At 40.7% G+C, this 20,949-nt stretch carries 14 protein-coding genes, 1 tRNA gene and 1 riboswitch; of the genes, 12 read left to right on the forward strand and 3 right to left on the reverse strand.

Features of this window, described 5'->3' with window-relative positions:
• Nucleotides 1–30: 30 nt before the first annotated feature.
• Together VBD025_RS06850 and proB are read right to left on the reverse strand one after the other, a co-directional pair.
• On the reverse strand, nt 31–1,293 hold the full coding sequence (locus VBD025_RS06850; protein ID WP_430790588.1) for a glutamate-5-semialdehyde dehydrogenase: 1,263 nt from the start codon (nt 1,291–1,293) through the stop codon (nt 31–33).
• 15 nt (nt 1,294–1,308) lie between these two features.
• Entirely contained in the window at nt 1,309–2,391 is a 1,083-nt protein-coding gene (gene proB, locus VBD025_RS06855) for a glutamate 5-kinase (RefSeq protein ID WP_430791298.1), read from the reverse strand.
• 531 nt (nt 2,392–2,922) lie between these two features.
• Here proB and VBD025_RS06860 point away from each other — a divergent pair.
• From VBD025_RS06860 to VBD025_RS06890, 7 genes are all read left to right on the forward strand, one after another.
• Complete coding sequence (locus VBD025_RS06860) at nt 2,923–4,014, forward strand: GGDEF domain-containing protein (RefSeq protein ID WP_430790590.1); 1,092 nt, start codon at nt 2,923–2,925, stop codon at nt 4,012–4,014.
• 175 nt (nt 4,015–4,189) lie between these two features.
• Nucleotides 4,190–6,487 (forward strand): EAL domain-containing protein, encoded by a 2,298-nt coding sequence (locus VBD025_RS06865; protein ID WP_430790592.1) that lies wholly within the window; start codon nt 4,190–4,192, stop codon nt 6,485–6,487.
• 118 nt (nt 6,488–6,605) lie between these two features.
• Nucleotides 6,606–6,709: riboswitch (cyclic di-GMP riboswitch) on the forward strand.
• A 111-nt stretch (nt 6,710–6,820) separates the two neighbouring features.
• Nucleotides 6,821–7,282: a chemotaxis protein CheX gene (locus VBD025_RS06870; RefSeq protein ID WP_430790594.1), complete on the forward strand. Its 462-nt coding sequence runs from the start codon at nt 6,821–6,823 to the stop codon at nt 7,280–7,282.
• Between the two features lie 19 nt (nt 7,283–7,301).
• Nucleotides 7,302–9,275, forward strand: a complete 1,974-nt coding sequence (locus tag VBD025_RS06875) for a chemotaxis protein CheW (RefSeq protein ID WP_430790596.1) — start codon at nt 7,302–7,304, stop codon at nt 9,273–9,275.
• 19 nt (nt 9,276–9,294) lie between these two features.
• Nucleotides 9,295–9,756, forward strand: coding sequence for a chemotaxis protein CheW (locus VBD025_RS06880; protein ID WP_430790598.1), 462 nt, complete (start codon nt 9,295–9,297; stop codon nt 9,754–9,756).
• A gap of 64 nt (nt 9,757–9,820) precedes the next feature.
• The gene (locus tag VBD025_RS06885; RefSeq protein WP_430790600.1) at nt 9,821–11,515 is read left to right on the forward strand and encodes a methyl-accepting chemotaxis protein; all 1,695 of its coding nucleotides are present in this window, start codon (nt 9,821–9,823) and stop codon (nt 11,513–11,515) included.
• 261 nt (nt 11,516–11,776) lie between these two features.
• Entirely contained in the window at nt 11,777–13,192 is a 1,416-nt protein-coding gene (locus tag VBD025_RS06890; RefSeq protein ID WP_430790602.1) for a PTS mannitol transporter subunit IICB, read from the forward strand.
• 155 nt (nt 13,193–13,347) lie between these two features.
• Here the strand turns inward: VBD025_RS06890 and VBD025_RS06895 are convergent.
• A protein-coding gene (locus tag VBD025_RS06895) for an IS3 family transposase (protein ID WP_430787785.1) occupies nt 13,348–14,708 on the reverse strand; the annotation gives its coding sequence in 2 pieces (ribosomal slippage) (nt 13,348–14,252 and nt 14,252–14,708; 1,362 coding nt in all).
• A 551-nt stretch (nt 14,709–15,259) separates the two neighbouring features.
• On the opposite strand from VBD025_RS06895, the gene VBD025_RS06900 reads away from it, so the two are divergent.
• From VBD025_RS06900 to VBD025_RS06920, 5 genes are all read left to right on the forward strand, one after another.
• Entirely contained in the window at nt 15,260–17,356 is a 2,097-nt protein-coding gene (locus VBD025_RS06900) for a BglG family transcription antiterminator (RefSeq protein WP_430790604.1), read from the forward strand.
• A gap of 19 nt (nt 17,357–17,375) precedes the next feature.
• Nucleotides 17,376–17,813 carry a PTS sugar transporter subunit IIA gene (locus VBD025_RS06905; RefSeq protein WP_430790606.1) on the forward strand — a complete coding sequence of 146 codons (438 nt, stop codon included), beginning with the start codon at nt 17,376–17,378 and terminating at the stop codon, nt 17,811–17,813.
• On the forward strand, nt 17,814–18,974 hold the full coding sequence (locus tag VBD025_RS06910) for a mannitol-1-phosphate 5-dehydrogenase (RefSeq protein ID WP_430790608.1): 1,161 nt from the start codon (nt 17,814–17,816) through the stop codon (nt 18,972–18,974).
• 290 nt (nt 18,975–19,264) lie between these two features.
• A complete protein-coding gene (gene cysK / locus VBD025_RS06915; RefSeq protein ID WP_430790610.1) occupies nt 19,265–20,185 on the forward strand; it encodes a cysteine synthase A in 921 nt (306 codons plus the stop codon).
• 593 nt (nt 20,186–20,778) lie between these two features.
• Nucleotides 20,779–20,849 (forward strand) — tRNA-Ala (locus VBD025_RS06920).
• Nucleotides 20,850–20,949: the final 100 nt, after the last annotated feature.

Raw genomic sequence — 20,949 nt, forward strand, 5'->3', positions numbered from 1 at the left:
AAATGTGCCAGGTACCTATTTAAGTTGCTGTTATCTGATCTGGCCATTACCATGCATTAAATACTTTACGGTGGTTAATGCTGGTAGTCCCATTGGTCCTCTTGCGTGCAGTTTTTGAGTGGAAATTCCAATCTCTGCACCGAATCCAAGGGCGCTGCCGTCAGTGAAACGAGTTGATGCATTGTGGTATAGTGCTGCAGCGTCAACTAGCTTCATAAACATAGTAGCCGTTTCTTTATTCTCGGTAATGATAGCTTCCGAGTGTTTAGTTCCATAAGTTTCAATATGCTCGACTGCTTCTGTTAAGTTTGAAACAGTTTTAATTGCTATATCTTTGCTCAGATACTCATTTGCCCAGTCAGCTTCTTCGGCTGCAACAGCGCCAGGGATCTGCTCGACAATCGTGCTGTCACCATGTACCTGAATGCCGTGTTCGCTTAGGGTTTCGATTAATGCTGATTTGTTAGCTTCCAGCCATTCTTCATGAATAATTGCTGTTTCGAGTGCATTACACACAGCAGGGCGGTCTGTTTTCGCATTGACTAAAATGGCTAACGCCTTGTCTGTATCTGCATCTTTATCAATATACAGGTGGCAATTTCCAACACCAGTTTCCAGTACCGGAACCGTGGCATTATTGACAACGGCTTTTATTAAAGATCCTCCGCCACGTGGAATCAGTACGTCGATGTGTTCTTTCATTGTAAATAGCTGCTGTGTTGCGGCACGGTCGGTGCTCGCAATAAATTGAACAGCTTCTTTTGGAATCTTTGTTTTTTCAAGTCCGCGATGAAGTACTTCCACTATTGCTTTATTGGAAGTGATTGCAGACGAACCACCTTTTAAGACAATCGCGTTACCTGATTTTAGCGCAAGACCAGTAGCGTCTACGGTTACATTCGGCCGAGCTTCATAAATCATGCCAATAACCCCAAGCGGGACAGTTATTTTTTGCACATTTAATCCATTCTCCAGCGTCCAGTCAGACTGAATGTCGCCAGTTGGATCTTCAAGCAGTGCTACTTCACGAAGTCCTTGCGCGAATTCTTCAATTCGTTCTTTTGTAAGCGTTAAGCGATCGATAAACGCGTCATCGTATCCTTGCGCATGGCCGTTTTTTAAGTCTTCTTCATTAGCTTTTAAAATAGTTTCGTATTCCTTATCAATGGTGTCTGCTACTATATTCAGTGCATCATTTTTCTCTTCTGTTGTTAAGATGGATAAAGTTTTAGCAGCTTTTTTTGCGTCTAAGGCTTGTTGTTCTACATTTACTTTTTCAGTCGTAATAGTCATCCAATCCCTCCAGGTTTATATGGTTGCTAAGCTGTCTACCGGTACTTCAGCGTCTAAATGGCAGACAAGGTGTTTATTTTCAATTGCTATTTTTTGATAGTTATCCATTTCAATATCAGGCTGGTTAATTAATTTATTCAATGCATCTGACGAGTAGTTTACGACTCCAAGGCCAATAACCTCGCCCTTCACATCGATAATGGTAACTACTGCGCCTTTATCAAATCTTCCACTTACGGTGTGCAGATCTGTAGGATCCAAGCTGATTTTATCGTTAATAATTGCTTCTCTAGTTGTATGGTTCACGGTAACTTTACCTTCTGGTCCTGAATTAAAGGCGATCCATTGTTTTTTCTGGTTTAAATTCTGGATATCGCTTTTCGGTTCAAAATATGATCCTTTGGCTTCGTTATGAACTGCGTCATACACGATGTTCTTTTTCGTTGCGTTTCCTAAGAAAGAAGAAATGCCGGATGCCATCGTAATTTTAATCGCTTCAATCTTTGATTTCATTCCGCCTGTTCCGTTTTCACTGCCAGGTTCACCAGCCGCGTCTTCGATTTCAGGAGTTATTTCATTTACTTCTTTCAGCAGTTGCGCGTTCTCGTCTTTGCGAGGGTCTGCGTCATACAATCCATCAATATCAGAAAGTATGATTAACTTATCGGCGTCGACAAGTCCAGCAACTTTTGCTGAAAGCGTGTCGTTATCTCCGAATTTCAGGAAGTCCATGGAAATCGTGTCATTTTCATTTACGATAGGAACAATTCCACGCTCGAGCAGTACGTTAATGGTGTTTCGTGCATTGTTATAACGCTTCTCGTCGGAAAAATCATCGCGTGTGATCAATATTTGTGATGCGATATAGCCATGCGACATAAAGCTATCCGAATAGGATTCGATCAGCAGTCCCTGACCAACCGATGCGGATGCCTGCTTCTCCGGTAATGAATCAGGGCGATTCAGATATCCGAGTCGGCGATATCCCGCAGCGACAGCTCCTGACGATACGAGCAGGACCTGATGACCATCGTCTTTTAGTCGAACGACTTCTTCCACAAGCTTTTCCAGTTTTCTGCGACTTACTTCTCCATTCATACTTGTTAGAGAACTGCTGCCAATTTTAATTACAATGCGTTTTGCGTCTATTTCATGTGTCAAGATAAAACTCCTTCTACTATTAATATTACTAGTGTGTTTAATTGATAGTTTTTATTTGTCATTTCTCTACAAGCGACTATTGCTACGCTTTTGATTGATTTGATTGATTTACTGTTTGATTAACGTTAGTAATAATAACATCTAGCGGTAATACTTCAAGGGTTTTTCGGTAAGTGGGGTGCATATATGCGAGATAGTTATGGAAAGCGCTATCATTTGGAGATATATACTTAAAATGCGTACTCATCCGCTCTAACAATCTCAAATCAAGCTAAATCGCAACTCGAAAAATAGATATCCCACATTCGGTACCTGGTACATTTACCATAATTATCCATAAAAATGCCGGTACCTGGTACGACCCGAATTATGTCGAAATATGCAGAATGGCGAAATGATGCATTTACGGGGGTGTTTTTCTGGGTTATGATATTGTAAATGATTTTAAAGTAGGCGGTGGTAGGGGTAATGATTAGTGATCTGATTGTAAACATATCGTTGTTGATGTCCTTTACGTTTATATGGCATCAGGTATTCAGAAATAATCGGTTAACCATATCCTCACCTATTGTTATTAAAGTGATGGACGGTATGATAGCAGGAGTACTAGGAATTATATTAATGTACTACAGCATCAATGTTAATGATGTAACGATTCTCGATCTGCGTCACATTCCTGTGATATTAGTCGCTTTCTTTGGGGGAGCAATTCCTACATTTATAGCTGCCATTATTATCTCGCTTGGACGATTTGTGATTGACGTTAATATTTCATCGGTGACATCGCTTTTTATGATGATGCTCATAGCGGGCGGGGCAAGTCTGATAGCCCATTATGTTAAAAACAATGCTCTACTGAAATGGACATTTTTGCTGCTATACAGTCAAGCCATTTTCACGCTGGCGTTATATATGGTAGCTGAAGCAGATGCTGGTTTACTGAAAGTTGCAATCTACCATATAATCAGTGCATTTCTCGGAGGCTATTTCATTTATTATTTTGTGAATTACATTCGAATCAGCAGTGAAAACTATAGAAGGTATAAGGAAAATTCACAGCGGGATTCGTTGACTGGTCTTTATAATGTAAGGATGTTTGACCGGCTTTATAATGACATGCTGGAAAATACAAAGTTAGAGAACTCTCATTGTTCGTTGTGCTTAGTGGATGTGGATTTTTTTAAAAAGATTAATGATACGTATGGACATCAGGCAGGCGACGCGATATTAAAGGAACTAGCCAATTTGCTTACTGCTGGGCCTGATGCTAAAGGCAGTATTTCCAGGAATGGCGGGGAAGAGTTTTCTATCTTACTTCCGAATTGCAGTAAAGGTGAGGCGGTGGAGATAGCAGAAAGAGTAAGAGAAAATGTGGAGGATCATGGGTTTGAGGTACCACGTTCATCTAGCATTCATATCACAGTATCTATCGGGGTAGCTTCCACAAATGGAGAAGTATTTTCCCTTGACGATTTATTTAGTAATGCGGACAGTGCACTGTACTATGCAAAGAAAAATGGCCGTAATAAGGTTTGCTGTTATTCAGATATAACCGAGTAAATACGACACTAGATTACTATAGTAAGAAAAGCGCTGGTTTTTATATGACCAGCGCTTTTTTGGTGTCTTTTTTTCGGTACCTGGTACATTTTCCGTTTTTTTCCATCTGTTATATTTTTTTATTGTTGTTCACGGTTGCTCTAGTGTGGTCGATAGTAAGGGTGGAGGGGACATCATGAAAATAAAAAATCAGGCCATTATACTCTTTTTAGTAAGTATCACATTAATGTTATCACTCCTATTTTACGTAGTTCGCCCTATGCTGATAGAAGAAGCTAACAGTATTGATCGCATGATGATCAAGCAAAATATTGATCGAATTGATAATTTCATCGAGCTTGAAAAAGGCAGTCTCAAGCGTTTGAATCGTGATTGGGGATTCTGGGATGATACGTATCAATTTATAAATGGAGAAAATCCCGAGTACATCGAGAGTAACCTTGGAGATGAAACTTTTATTAATAATCAACTGGAATACATGATTTTCTTCGATAATCAGGAGAAAATTTTATTCCAGAAGGGGTACAATTATGAACAGCAATCGGACATGGTAGTCAGTCAGACGTTTACAGCAAATATATCTACCATTATGGAACGAAGAGATGCAGATGAAGATATTTTTCTAGTAAAAAACAATGCTGGCTTAGTAATAGTATCAGTTCTTTCAGTTCATCTAAGCGATGGCAGCGGGGAGTCACCCGGAAAAATAGTTATGGGTCGGATGGTAAATCAGGCATATGTGGATAAGATCGGTGAAGCGTTATCACTCGACTTGTCATTGCTGTTGCCATCATCCGACGCGGAGAACAGTATTACAATAATAGATGAGAATCAGATCAACGGAACGCTGATACTGAATGACGAATTTAATCAGAAGTCGGCTCAGATTATACTTACGAAGGATCGTACCTTTTATCAGGAAAAAATAGATAACGTACACACATTTCTATTTTATCTGACCATTTCTTTGTTTATCGTTTCATTTATGATCTTCGGTTTATTTCAGTATTTCTTTGTTCGACCAGTGTCACATTTAGCCTTGCAGACGAAAAAAATAAAGTTTGAAGACAATCTCTCGAATCGAGTGCAATCTAGGAGTACGCACAACAAAGAAATTAAAGAACTTGAAGGCTCCATCAACACCATGCTTACTACGCTTGAGCTGACACACGGCGAAGTCCTGGACCTTGCATACCACGATCAGTTAACCGGATTATCCAATCGGAGTTATTTATATAAGGAGTTTCCAGTGCTGGCAAAAGAAGTAAGTAATGATGTAGCTATTTTATTTTTTGATTTAGATGGATTTAAACGTGTGAACGATACGTGGGGACATGGCATAGGTGACCAATTGCTCAAGACTGTATCGAAGCGATTAAGAAAAATGATAAAGGCAGAAAACAGTATTATTTCCCGAATTGGCGGCGACGAGTTCGTCATTGTCTTGCCATTCGAAACAAGAGCTGATCTTGAAACGGTGGTAGTTTCGACTATGAAAGAATTGAACGTCGAGTATAGATTCGGCCACATTCACACGTTTGTTTCAACAAGTGTGGGAGTGAGTTTATATCCAACAGATAGTCCGGATTTTGAGAGTGCGCTAAAACATGCTGATATAGCAATGTACGAGGCAAAAGTTAAAGGGAAAAATCAAATTGTTTTTTACGAAGATCTCTCAAGTGAAAACGAATATCAAAATCTTTTAATGTTAAAAAATGATTTGATCTATTCATTGGAAAGGGACCAGCTTACACTGAACTACCAGCCAATAATGGATATGAACGGAGAATATATTTTAGGAGTAGAAGCGTTATTGCGCTGGAATCATCCTGAACATGGAATGGTGCCGCCTTCTGAATTTATTCCAATGATGGAAGAAGCAGATTTAATGGGAGAAGTAGGAATATGGGTGCTTCGTGAAGCAGTAACACAAGTGAAAAAGTGGCATCTAATGGGGGATGACAACCTTAGTCTCGCGATAAATTTCTCGAAAACGCAGCTTCGTAAATCAGATGATTTTTTACAAGAGATGGATAGATTACTTGCAGATACACTGTTCCCGCCAGAACGATTGCAAATAGAAATTACCGAAAGTGATATTTATGTATTCGATGAAGATGTCGTTAGTTTTGTCAAAGAGATTCAGAAACGCGGTGTGAAAATTTCGCTGGACGACTTTGGTGTGGGGACTTCATCGTTATATAGTCTGCGGGATATCCCGGTCGATATAGTGAAAATGGATCGGTCATTTATCAGTCGCATTCCTTCACAAAGCTTTGACATGAGCTTACTCATAGGGCTTTACAAGATTCTCCAGGACCTAAACATTGAGGTGATTACTGAAGGAATTGAAACGGTGGAACAATTGAATTTCGTAAAAAAGAACAGTCAGTCATTCCTTCAGGGTTATTACTTCAGTAAACCAATGCGTCCACTCGATTTAGAGAAACGAATAAAGAATGTGGTTTATTAATTTTTATCGGAATTTGTTAATTTTTATCTTTTTTTAGCCGATAAAGAAATAGGAACTATTGTCAAATACTTATTTTCTAATAACAAAATTGTCGATTCTTGAAGATTTTTATCCGGCAAAACGCTAACGGCAAACCATTCGAAAGGGTGGGACGCAAAGCTATAGGGTCTAAGGTGCTGGATGTGGAAATTCACCCGGCATCACGACAGCCTGGCTGCCAATTTCCAATCTTACTAGTAAAGCATATATTAAAATCTAGTGGCCGTTTAGTTGAACATGGAATAGTCAATTTTTTAATCACATGAATTTACTGCCTTAGAGGAGAGATTGGTCATGACAATCACGATAGAAAAAAGGAATAAATCGATAAAGGAATTGTTAAATGGAACGTACACTTCATTAAACACGGTCATCCCCATTGAACATGAAATTACGAAACCGCAATTGCTGAATAAGCTTTTACATATACAGTTTGGCGTGCTGATCGGTATTACGGGTGATGTGAATGGGAAAATTGTATTGTCTGGTGAGACGGAAATATTTGGTGCGATTGGCCAGTCGATGTTCGGTATGCCACTCGAAGGAGAAATGCTTTCCTCGTTCAGTGGTGAACTTGGGAATATGTTAGCCGGAAGTCTTTCCACGAGTATTGTAAAAGAAGGAATCAGCACGGATATCACCTCGCCGACTATTATTGAAGGCAACACAAAATTATCGGGATTTGCGCAGGCGATTCATGTAACGGTAACGTTCGAAGAGGTTGGTGAAATGGAAATATATTTATTACTAGATTGATAGCGAAAGGAAGTATTTGATGGATACAAATCAATACATTGAGGTGTTTCTGGACGAAAGCCGGGAACATTTACAGGCAGTGAATGATAACCTGCTGAAGCTTGAAAAACAGCCGAAGGATCTTAAAATTGTCGATGAAATTTTCAGGTCCGCTCATACGCTAAAAGGAATGTCAGCAACAATGGGGTTTGAAGATATTGCTTCGCTGACACATCAAATGGAAAACGTGCTGGACCAAATTCGCAACAGTAAACTAAACGTATCAGCTGCTGTAATTGACGTGACGTTTGAAGCAATTGAGTCGCTAGAGGAAATGGTAAGTGATGTCAGCGAGGGAGGCAAAGGAAAAAAGAATGTCTCTCACATCGTAAAACAGCTGGAACAAATCGAAAACGGTACAAGCGTTACGGTCCCAGCCGAAAAAACAGAAGCTGCCGTTAGTACCATTGAGCTGGATGAGTATCAGAACACAGTAGTTTCCCAGGCAATTGAACAAGGATACCAGGCTTTTGAGGTCAAAGTGCGTTTAACCGAAGACTGTATGCTGAAAGCTGCTCGTGTCTATATGGTTTTTGAAATAGTGAAGGACTTAGGTGAAGTGATTAAAACCGTTCCTTCAATAGAAGAACTGGAAGACGAAAACTTTGATCAGGAATTTGCGCTGATTCTATTATCCAATGATACTCCTGACGCTGTTCGCGCGCGAATACATAAAGTTTCAGAGATTGAATCCGTTGATGTGTGTGATTTTTCGGCAGATAAACAGCCAGCAGTGACGCAAACAGAAGAGTCAGAGCCTGCTGAACAAGAACAGGCTAAGGAAAAATCAAAGGGGACGAAAGGTTCTAAAACGATTCGGGTGAATAGCGAACGGATCGATGAATTAATGAACTTATTTGAAGAGGTAGTCATCGACCGAGGGCGTCTCGAGGACCTGGCAAAAAAATTGAAAAATCATGAATTGACTGACACTGTCGAACACATGTCGCGTGTTTCGGAAGACCTGCAGGGGTTAATTTTAAATATGCGCATGGTTCCAGTCGAACAGGTTTTCAATCGTTTCCCACGGATGGTGCGAGGCTTAGCGAAGGATTTAAATAAAAATATTAATCTCGAAATTATTGGTGCCGATACGGAGCTTGATAGAACGGTTATCGATGAAATCGGCGATCCTCTTGTTCATTTGATACGTAATTCGATCGATCACGGGATCGAATCACAACAAGTAAGGAAACAGTCCGGGAAGCCGGATGTGGGTCATTTGAAATTACAGGCATTTCATAGTGGAAACCACGTGTTTATTGAGATTGAGGATGACGGTGCTGGAATTAATAAGGAAAAAGTTATCGCGAAGGCAGTGGAAAATGGTTTATATACTGCCGAGCATGCCGAAACGCTGGCAGATCAGGAAGTCTTTCAGGCGATTATGGCGTCAGGATTCAGTACTGCCGACGAGGTTACCGATTTGTCTGGACGTGGGGTGGGACTGGATGTAGTCAGGAGCAAGATTGAGTCGCTTGGTGGCAGTATTTTTATCGAGTCAGAAGCAGGAAAAGGCAGCAAGTTTTCCATTCAATTACCATTGACGCTGTCTATTTTGGCAACGTTACTAGTGAAAGTTCAGACGGAAATATACGCTGTACCCCTTTCGTCCATTGTTGAGACAGTTTTACTTTCAAAAGAAGAAATCATGTATGCGCATGGCAAAAAATTAATGGACTTTAGAGGCGAAGTCGTGCCGCTGCTTTCCTTAACCGATATTTTCAACGTTCCGATCGAAACGGATTCAACTGATAAACACCACTCGATTGTAGTAGTGAAAAAAGGAAACAGAATGACAGGGCTGGTTGTGGACTCGTTAATTGGACAGCGGGAAATTGTTTTAAAATCGATGGGCAACTATCTGCAAAATATATTTGCGATTTCTGGAGCAACGATTCTGGGCGATGGACAAGTATCACTGATTATTGATCCGAATGCATTAATTAAGTAAAAAAGAGAGGAATTTGTACATGGAAGAACAAATGAAAGTCATTGTGTTTCAGCTGAAGGACCAGCAGTACGGAGTGGGAATTGAGCATGTTCGTTCGATTGAACGAGTCGCGGATGTAACAAGTGTACCAGGTACCTCAGATTTTATAAAAGGCGTTATTAACCTTCGTGGTGATATTACACCAATTGTGGACTTGAAGGAACGACTGCAGATAGGTGTAACGGAGTTCACCGAGGATACAAGAGTACTAATTGTCGAAGTAAACAATGTCCAAGTTGGTCTGATTGTGGATTCAGCTTCTGATGTTTTGGATATTGATCCGACTGTTGTTGAAGATGCTCCTCGTATTATTGGAGGAGTAAATGAAGCGTTCATTAAAGGCGTTGCAAAGCTTGAAAACCGACTATTAATACTATTAGATTTCGAATGTGTTCTCAATCTCGACGAAATCAACGAAGTACAAGCAGTAGCAGAAAAATAAATGGAAAAAACTGGGCAATGTACCAGGTACCGAACCGAATAGAAAGAGGGTAAAAAGGGTTATCATGAAAGGTTTATTGAAGTTTAAGCGTGTAAGGTCAAAGATATTGTTTGGATTCTCCATCGTCATTATATTCGTTCTTTTACTGGGAGTTTTTAATTTTATAGCGGTCCAAAAAATGAATAACGAAACGAAAGAAATTGTTGAGAAGCAGCTTCCGTTGTTACTTATAAATGAAAAGATTGCGTATAATATGGCAGAGCGTACAACACTTATACAGGGATATTTATTATCTGATGAGCGATCGTACAGACAAGAATTCGAAGCGGGTATTGAAGATAGCATTAAGATTGAAGAGGAATTATTAAAACAAACTGATTCTGCACAGGCGAAAGAGCTTATCGACAAGAAATTTCAGTGGGGCACCGCTACTGATCGTGTTTTTGCAGCTTATGACCAAGGGAACAGAGAGGAAGCGCTGACGATATTTTCTTCTGACGTTGAACCGCTAGGCAATGAAATTATGGACGGGTTCGAGGAAATGGCTGCGAGCAGAGAAGCGGTAATTGAAGAAGCTGGTGCCACTGTAAGTGATCACGGAAAGACAACTTCTCTTATTGGAATAGTTGTTTCTGTTATCGTCGTTATCGCATGTATTGTTATTGCTTTTGCTTCGGCGACCATGATTACAAAGCCGATTGTAAAGGTTATGCGAAGGATGAAGTTAATTGCAGGTGGCGATTTAAGCAGTGACGTTTTAGAAACTAAATCACACGATGAAATCGGTCAGCTTGTGGTGGCTACCAACGAAATGAGTGACAATACCCGGGATCTGCTGAGCAAAATAAACAGTGTCTCCGAAACCGTTACTGCTCAAAGCGAGGAGTTAACACAATCAGCTAATGAAGTGCGATCAGGTTCTGAGCAAATAGCGACAACGATGCATGAATTAGCATCAGGTTCTGAAACGCAGGCTAGCAGCGCCGGTGATCTTGCTTCCATTATGGCTTCTTTTGCAGCCAAGGTGGAAGATGCGAATAGCAACGGGCAGCGTGTTCAATTGTCGTCAGATGAAGTTCTTTCGATGACAAAAGAAGGCAGCAAGCTAATGGAATCGTCTACGAAGCAAATGGAAATGATTGATAAAATTGTTCAAAACGCTGTGCAAAAGGTGCAAGGACTGGATGTACAATCACAGGAAATTTCAAAGCTTGTCTCTGTTATTAAAGACATCGCCGATCAAACGAATTTGCTTGCGTTAAATGCTGCAATCGAAGCGGCTAGGGCTGGTGAACATGGTAAAGGGTTTGCGGTTGTAGCAGACGAAGTGCGCAAACTTGCCGAACAAGTTTCGGTATCTGTAACTGATATAACAGGTATTGTCGGAAACATTCAGAACGAGTCAAGTTCTGTGACGAATTCATTAAAAACCGGTTATGCCGAAGTTGAGCTTGGTTCGAGTCAGATTAAATCAACTGGCGAGACATTTAATGGTATTAATACAGCAGTTACGGAAATGGCAAGCAGTATCCGAACGATTTCGGATAACCTGTCAGATATCGCGGCAAGTAGTCAGGAAATGAGCGGGTCGATTGAAGAGATTGCTTCCATTTCTGAGGAATCAGCTGCAGGGATTGAAGAAACATCAGCATCATCCCAGCAAACAAGCAGCTCAATGGAAGAAGTATCAGCAAGCTCAGAACATCTGGCAAAACTAGCAGAAGAGCTAAACAGCCTCGTCCGTCAATTTAAACTATAAAACTAAAGTAACTAATGAATGGTAGTTCGTACTCAAACGAACTGCCATTTTTTATTGGTTTATTGGCGGAGGATGGGTGGATGGAAAAAACTGGGGAATGTACCAGGTACCAAAAAAGAGACCAAAATGCAAGTTAGCATAGGAATGGCAACTTTGGGTGTGACAAATTGGGTGTTAGTTTTGGTTGTTGTAGGTATGAGAGCGCAGTAAAATTAGTAATAAGGAATTATAAAATTAATTGATTAAGAGAGGATGTTTGTTATGGCGAAAAAAGGGTTTCGTGCTAAGATACAGCGTTTCGGCAGTTATTTAAGTGGAATGATTATGCCGAACATTGGTGCATTCATTGCATGGGGGATTATAACCGCATTATTTATCCCGGATGGCTATTTTCCGAATGAAAAACTAGGTGCAATGGTCGGTCCAATGATCACGTACTTATTACCACTGTTAATCGGTTTTACTGGTGGACGTATGGTTCACGGTGGCCGTGGTGGTGTCATTGGTGCGATTGCGACGATGGGTGTTATCGTCGGTGCTGAAGTTCCCATGTTTTTAGGTGCGATGATTATGGGTCCGTCAGCTGGTTATTTAATGAAGAAAATTGATGAAGTATTTGAGGGTAAAATTCGTTCTGGATTTGAAATGCTTTATAATAACTTTTCACTAGGAATTCTTGGTGCAATCTTAGCAAGTTTTGCAACCTTACTTATTGGCCCAATTGTAGAAGGATTGACGGATACTCTAGCAGCAGGTGTAGAAGTAATTGTGGATGCCGGCTTATTGCCACTGGCAAGTATTCTTATTGAGCCAGCGAAGGTATTGTTCTTAAATAATGCGATTAACCACGGTATCCTGACTCCGCTAGGACTTGAGCAGTCTTTAGAAACAGGTAAATCCATTTTATTCTTATTAGAGGCAAATCCTGGACCTGGTCTTGGAATTCTGCTTGCATTCTCGATATTTGGAAAAGGAATGGCAAAAAGTTCTGCGCCTGGTGCAGCAGTCATTCAATTTTTTGGTGGAATTCACGAGATTTATTTCCCGTATATTTTAATGAAGCCTTCCTTGATTTTAGCTGCTATTGGTGGCGGAGCAAGTGGAATATTTGTACTAACCGTATTTGATGCAGGTCTTCGGTCACCAGCTTCACCGGGTAGTATTTTTGCAGTAGGAGCAATGGCCGCGCCCGGTAGTTTATTCGGTATAATCGTAAGTGTGGCTGTTGCAGCAACGGTTTCATTCCTTATTGCATCGTTCATTTTAAAAGCCAGCAAGTCTGAAGATGAAGATTTATCAGCAGCTACTGGTAAAATGGAAGGTATGAAAGGTAAAAAGAGTTCGGTTTCAGGTACGTTGGATCAAACAGAAGAAACTGCTCCAGTGGAAAATAACCGGGCAGAAACTGTCGATAAAATCATTTTCGCTTGTGACGCAGGGATGGGTTCAAGCGCAATGGGGTCTTCGCTGCTGAAAAATAAATTTAAAAAAGCAGGGATTGACATGTTTGTAACGAATAAAGCTATCAATGAAATACCTGACGATGCAGATATCGTTATTACCCATAAAGATTTAACCGACCGGGCAAAGGAAAAACTACCATCTGCAGAGCACATTTCGGTGGAAAACTTCTTGAACAGTCCGAAGTATGATGAATTGGTAGAGCGTTTGAAATAAAGATAACTCGACTATCGCGGTTTATTTTTCACTTCGGAGATAGACTGCGATGTAACAGCAACGAGATTTCCGCAGATGGCAGTCGCTTTCCGCGGGCGGCTGGTGAGCCTCCTCGTGCTATTGAAGTGACCCCGAAAAGTTGGACAGATTTTTCGTTAAGCTGCTTGTTGGGAAAGAGTTCGGTATTGAATCGGACTCTTTCCTTTTAATTTTGTTTTTATTCGTTTGTTATTATAGTAATCCATATATTCTACTAGCTCTTGTTTGAAGTGATCTATGCTTTCAAATTGGTTGAGATAAAGAAATTCAGATTTCATAATTCCGAAGAAATTTTCAATAACGGCGTTGTCATAACAGTTTCCTTTTCGTGACATACTTTGTGTGATGCCACGTTCCTCTAGAGCTTGGCGGTATTTTTTCATCTGGTAGTGCCACCCCTGATCCGAGTGGATAATCAGTTCATCATTATCCGTGATGCGCTCCAAAGACGCTTCTAACATGTCGGAGACTAGGGAGTAGGTTGGTCTAGAACCAATCGTGTAGGAGATAATTTCGCCATTAAATAAATCAAGAACAGGAGATAAGTAAAGTTTCTCTCCGAATAATTTAAATTCTGTAATGTCGGTCACCCATTTTTCATTTGGTTTTTCCGCCTTGAAATCGCGATTTAAGATATTGGGAGCAGTCTTACCAACTTTGCCCTTATACGAACGGTATTTCTTTATGCGAACAAGGCTTTTCAAGCCTAACGCCTTCATTAATCGCTGCACTTTTTTGTGATTCACTAGGTATCCCTTATTTGCTAATTCTAATTGAATGCGACGATAGCCATACCGTCCATCATGTTCATGATAAATCGATTGGATCAATGACTTTAATGTGGTATCTTTGTCAGCTCGATTAAATGTTTTTACCCAGTAGTAGTAGGTACTCCGCGGAATACCTGCCAACTTTATAAGTTTTTTTACCGCGAATTCGACCCTTAGTTCATAGACTACTTTCGCTTTGTCTTGTTTGGTGATTTTTCCTTGTTTTGAACTAAGGCTCTCAACTTTTTTAGATAGGCATTCTCCATACGCAAGTGTTCCAGTTCTTTTTGCATTTCCTCTATAGGATCCTTAGCAGGTTTTTCATTCTTCGAATTTTTCTTTTGATGTGCTGTCATATGGGGATTCCCCTTCCGTGTTGGTTTAAGGGCATCGAATCCACCAGTCTCCCACTTTTTCTTCCACTTCCGAACCATAGCAGGATCAGGAATGTGGAAGATCGCCGATGCCTCTCGAAGAGAGAAATTCTTCTCTTCAATAAACGTAATTATATCTAGCTTAAAGGCTGGCGTATAGTTTGTATAGGGAAATTGAAAAGCTTGATTTCCATGATACTCATATAATTTTACCCAATAGCGTAATACAGATTCGTCAATCCCGCTTTCTTTCGCTAAGCCCCGATAACTATAACTCTCTTTTATATAACGTTGCACAACATCGTGTTTTTCCTTCTCTGTCATCTTTCTCATCCAGGCACCTCCTATTGTTAATTGGGTGTCCAACTATAGGGGTGCACTGCATATCGTACTCCGGGGTCTCACCGATGCCTTTCCTCCCGCAGGAGTCGACTGCCATCCGCTCCAATCTCTAGACGGAATATGGATGTCAAGTTATTAACTGTACACCTGATAGCACTTCTATTTCAACATGCATTAGTAGAAAAAAAATACAACGATATAAACAGCTTTACCAGTCCCGGTGAGTGGAGGGCGGTGACTCCTGCGGGAACAGCACGAGTCTGAAGGCCCCGCAGAGTGGGTTTCTCGAGGAGACTGAAGCCGTGCCCGCGGAAAGCATCCGCCTGCAACGATCCTGGACGGCAACAAGGAAATAAACCTAAAATTACGTCGCATTATCCATCAAATGCAACACTGTAATTCGCAGCATATTTAATATATAGCCATTTTTGAATTCGTGTCAAAAGCAGTATTTCAAGTCCCATAAGTACTTCATTTCATTCATTAAGAATGTACGAAAGTTAACTAAATATAAAATTCAATTTAGCAAGGAGGTGACAGTTTTGTATATTTCTGGTCGTGAACGAAAGTTAATTGAACTTCTGCTCGATGCTCAAGTAGACATTACCGTTAAGGAAATCGCTCGTTCACTAGAAGTTAGCGAGCGAACGGTTCATCGGGATTTGGGTAGTATTGAACATGTTATTTTTGAACATAACCTGGAGCTTTTTAAAAAGTCAGGTGTTGGTCTTCGGATAATCGGAAATGAGACGGATAAGCTGCAATTGAAGCAAACACTTTCCAAAGCAACATCATCCGATTATACATCGGAAGAAAGACAGACCATCATTCTGACAATGCTTCTCGAAGCGAAGGAACCTATGAAACTGTTCACCCTTGCACATGAATTGAATGTTACAAACGCGACAATCAGTCATGATTTGGATGATATTGAACGGGAGCTTGAAGGGTTTCAGATTGATTTAGTGAGGAAACGGGGATATGGGGTCAAAATAGAGGGGAAGGAAGCGAATAAACGTGCTTCCATCAGTTATTTAATTTCAAAGCATGTGGATCCATTTGATTTCGTGTCTATTTTAAAAGAAAACATTGAAAACAAACCACAAGCCTCGCTTAGTTTGATTTCGAACCGGCTGCTTGGTTTAGTAAATCCCGATACCCTGCACACGATTGAAAAAAGAGTTGAGCTTGCCAGAAGTGAACTGCCGCACGAATTGGCAGACAGCGCATTTATTGGACTGGTTGTGCATCTGGCGTTAGCAATTGAGCGTCTGCAAAAGGGAGAACACATTAAGTTCGATAAAGATTTTATGAAACAAATCGAAGGAACAACAGAATACGAAGTTGCTAGCAGAATGATACATGATTTGGAAGATTCATTTTCGATGACGATTCCAGATGACGAAATTGGATATATTACGATGCATTTGCTTGGAGCGAAACTGCGCGTGGATCACAATTATTTAATTGAGGATTCGAGTCTGGATATCGCGTATAAAACGAAAGAGCTGATCGATTTTGTCGGAAAAAATCTAGGTGTTGATTTATCGGATAATGCTTCGCTGTTTCAGGATTTAATTGCACATCTGAAGCCGACCATTTATCGGTTAAACCAGGGAATGAATATTACGAACCCACTGATTAAAGACATTACAAAGGATTATGCTGATCTGTTTCACCTTATTCAGGACGGTGTTGAAGAAATTTTTCCTGATATGGAGTTTCCGCGGGATGAAGCGGCGTATCTTGTGCTTCATTTTGCAGCTGCTTTATTGCATGGAAAAAAAAGCATTGAGCTGCGCGTACTGGTAATTTGCGCGAGTGGTATCGGTACAGCTAAAATGCTCGCGACCAATTTGATACAACGTATACCGGAAATAAATGAGGTAGAAAATAAATCATTATTTGATTTGAAAAATTTAGATTTGGATCAATTCGATATTATTGTATCGACAGTGCCGCTAAAGAACTTTTCTGCTGCGTACATTCAGATTTCGCCGATTTTAACGGAATCAGAAGTGCATCGTCTGAAGAAAGTAGTCCGACAAAAAAAGCTGACGGGTAATTCGCGGGCGGTGCAGAAAGCAGTCAAGCCTGAGACCGAAAGTCAAAGTATCATTCCTAAGCTGAAAGCGATGGAGCGATATTCAAAAGTAGTGTTAGATCTTTTAACATCTTTTTATGTAAAAAATATTACGGAAAAAAAGTCGACTGAATCACTGTTGTATATGATCTGTGAAAGTTTACAGCAAGAATCGTTAATTGAAAATAAGGATCAAGTCATGGAGCGACTATTAAAAAGAGAACAGATTGGGGGTCTTGGAATCCCAAAGACATCGCTTGCTCTTTTCCATACCAGGACGCCAGCTGTTGAAAAACCCAGCTTCACATTGTATTCGCTGGATTATCCAGTGACAGTTATGGGAATGGATTCAGAAGAGATGAAAATGGATACAATTTTACTGATGCTTGCACCAGAAAATGCACATCAGGAAATGCTTGAAGTACTCAGCTTTTTGAGTGGTACCATTATCCAGGAGAAAGATAGTATTTCATTGTTTGAATCTGCTGATGAAGAAAAGATTGAACAGTTTTTATCAGATCAGTTTCAGCAATTTCTGCAAGAAAAAAATTTTTAATTAAGGAGTGCATCATGCTATGACTAAAGACGTATTGAGTAAAGAATCGATTCAGTTGAACGAAACATTGAATAATAAAGAGGAAGCTATCCGCTATACAGGAGGAATTCTGGTAGACAACGGTTACGTAGAAGTAGCGTATGTCGATAAAATGCTGGAAAGAGAAGAAATGACTTCTACCTTTATGGGTAACCATGTAGCGATTCCCCACGGTACGGATGACGCTAAAAGCGCAGTGCTCCATACAGGAATTTCTGTTGTAACGGTTCCGCAAGGGGTAGATTTCGGTGATGGAAATATAGTGAAGGTGTTAATTGGCATCGCTGGAAAAGGTGACGAACATTTAGAGGTTTTATCTAAGATTGCGATTGTGTGTTCCGAAGAAGAGAACATCGATAAAATCGTTAACGCAGAAACAAAGGAAGAAATTATAGCATTATTTGAAGAGGTGGAGTAAATGTTAGCTGTACACTTCGGAGCAGGAAATATTGGCAGAGGATTTATTGGCCAGTTGCTTCATCAGTCCAATTACCATACCACATTTGTGGATGTAAATGATGCGGTCATAAAAGAAATCAATGAAAAGCAGCAATACAATGTCGTGTTGGCTTCCGAAAACAGCGAGTCATTAACAGTAAAGGATGTATCTGGAATCAATAGCATGCATAATCCGGATAAGGTGATTGATGCGATTGTCCGTGCAGATATTGTAACGACTGCTGTTGGACCAAACATCCTGGCAGTTATTGCAGAGTTGATTGCAAAAGGATTGCGCGCACGCACGAAGGATAATCGAAAGGCGCTTACGATTATTGCCTGTGAAAATATGATAGGCGGAAGTACGCTCTTAAAAGAAAGAGTATACGATCATTTGACAGAAGCTGAATGTACTTCTTTTGAGGAATTATATAGCTTTCCAGACGCAGCGGTTGACCGAATTGTACCGAACCAGGTGAACGATGATCCGCTTGAAGTATCTGTTGAGCCATATTACGAGTGGGTAGTGGAGGAATCCTCGATTAAAGGGGAGAAACCAGCGATTGAAGGCATTACGTATGTAACGGACTTGAAACCGTATATCGAGCGTAAATTATTTACAGTTAATACAGGGCACGCCGTAGCAGCATACGTTGGTTACTATATGGGCTATCATACAATTGATGAAGCGATGAAGGATAACAATGTCCTGGAAATCATCAATGGAGCATTGGCTGAATCCGGTGAAGCGCTTATTCAAACCTACCAATTTGATAGGCAGGAACATCAAACGTATATCAATAAGATTATTCAGCGATTCAAGAATCCATACATTTCAGATGAAGTGACGCGAGTTGGAAGAGGACCGATCAGAAAATTGGGGCCACAAGATCGGTTAATCCGTCCGGCAAGCTTGTATATGGAAGTAACCGGAAAGCCACCGTTATATCTCGCGAAAACAATCGCATCTGTTCTATCGTATGTAAATGAAAAAGATGACGAGGCAGTAAAACTTCAGCAGATGATTCGTGATGAAGGTTCTAAGTCAGCGTTACATTCAGTCACAGGACTACCTGAAGATCATCCGCTAATCGCCACAATCCTGGACGAAATGAGCCAAATAGAACCACTAAAAAAATAGAACCCAAAGGTTACAACCGGCCACCTAGCCAGTTGTAGCCTTTTTAATTTGCGGTTAAATGGGAATAACTGGAGAATGTACCAGGTACCTGGTCTTAAAAACTGGGAAAAACAGGGTATTGTACCAGGTACCTGGGCGGGGTGGGCCATATGGAAAAAAACTGGGCAATGTACCAGGTGCCGAATGTCCGCACGCGCGTGCAAACAGATTAATTGTGTAAGCTGGGTCTTGGTTAGTAAAATATATAGTATATAGTAGGAAATTAGATAGAGAATGGGAGGCTGCATTGGATGAAAGTCGTTTCGAATATAACAGAGTTAATGGGAGATACGCCGGTTGTGAAGTTGAACAAGATCGTACCGGAAGATGCGGCAGATGTTTTTGTTAAACTGGAATACTTCAACCCAAGCAGAAGCGTCAAAGATCGTGCTGCTGTTAACATGATCAGGGTCGCTGAAGAAGAGGGACTGTTGAAGCCTGGTGGAATGATTATTGAGCCTACCAGTGGAAACACAGGAATTGGCTTATCCATGGCTGCTGCAGCAAAGGGGTATCGGTCCATCATGATCATGCCTGATAACAGTACACAAGAAAGAAGAAATATTTTAAAAGCGTACGGAGCGGAAGTGGTATTAGTACCTAGTGCTGAAAAGATGCCAGGTGCTATAAAGAAGGCGATAGAATTACAGGCTGAGAACCCAGGAAGCTTTATCCCGCAACAATTTGAAAACCATGCGAATGCAGATGTACACCGTTTCACAACTGCGCTTGAAATAATGGATCAAATGGACGGTAAACTGGATGCGTTCGTGTGTACGGCTGGAACTGGCGGCACCGTAACAGGAACTGGTGAAGTATTAAAAGAAAAAATTCCCGGCCTTACGATTACTGTTGCAGAACCAAAGGGGTCACCTGTACTTTCAGGTGGAAAGCCAGGCAGCCATAAGCTTGTAGGGACTAGCCCAGGCTTTATTCCAGATATACTTAATACTTCGATTTACGACGAAATTTTACAGATTGAAGATGAAATTGCGGTCGAGATGTTTAAGCGACTGCCAAGAGAAGAAGGGCTGTTCGTCGGTTTGTCGGGTGCAGCGTCTATTTATACTGCAATCGAAGTTGCCAAAAAGCTCGGCAAAGGTAAACGTGTGCTTTGTATTGCCCCTGACAGTGGGGAGCGGTACTTGAGCATGAACTTGATTGATGAATAGCTTTTGATAAATAAGAAACCAGCCAGATGTGGCTGGTTTTCTTTTTGATTGGAAAGAATATCACGGATCGGCAGGGCGTGGTTCGAGCTGGATATCGATAAATTTCCTCCCGGGATCGATATTTTTGTTAACCGAGATGGATAAAAATTTTATCAAACTTGATAAGTTGAATCTCACCAGTGATAAAGAAAGTTTAGAGATCGATAAGATTAGTCTCGTCAGCGATATTATAACTGTTATTCTAAAAAAACAGTAGGAAAAAAATAAAATATACCATATAATATAAATTACGGCTTGGGGGCATTAGCTTATGGGTCACTGAAAAAGTTACATGTAGTAGGAAATATGTGGATCTACAATCGCATCTTCGAATATACTACGCTTTCCGCGAGCACGGCTTCAGCTTCCTCGGAATGCAAAAACCGCTGTTCCTCCGGGATCTTCAGCTCGCGCTGTTCCCGCTGGAGTCTTCGTATATTCGAGATGCTAGGTTAAGGTGGAATAATAAATTTTTAAAAAGCTACCACTTTTTCAGTGGCTTCTTAGCTCAGAGAGTGCTTGCACGGCATGCCTTACCAGAGATTTAAATTATTGGGGCCATGGTATAATGGGATTACACTTGAATGGCATTCAAGTAATCGGGGTTCAATTCCCCGTGGCTCCATACCTAAAAACTTGTAAAAACCAAAAAGATAGCCTGCGCAGAGAATTGCACAGGCTATCTTTTTAATTTGGAAGAATCAGGGAAGTACCAGGTACCACTA

This window comes from Virgibacillus flavescens, assembly GCF_050574275.1.
GTDB lineage: Bacteria > Bacillota > Bacilli > Bacillales > Amphibacillaceae > Virgibacillus_F > Virgibacillus_F flavescens.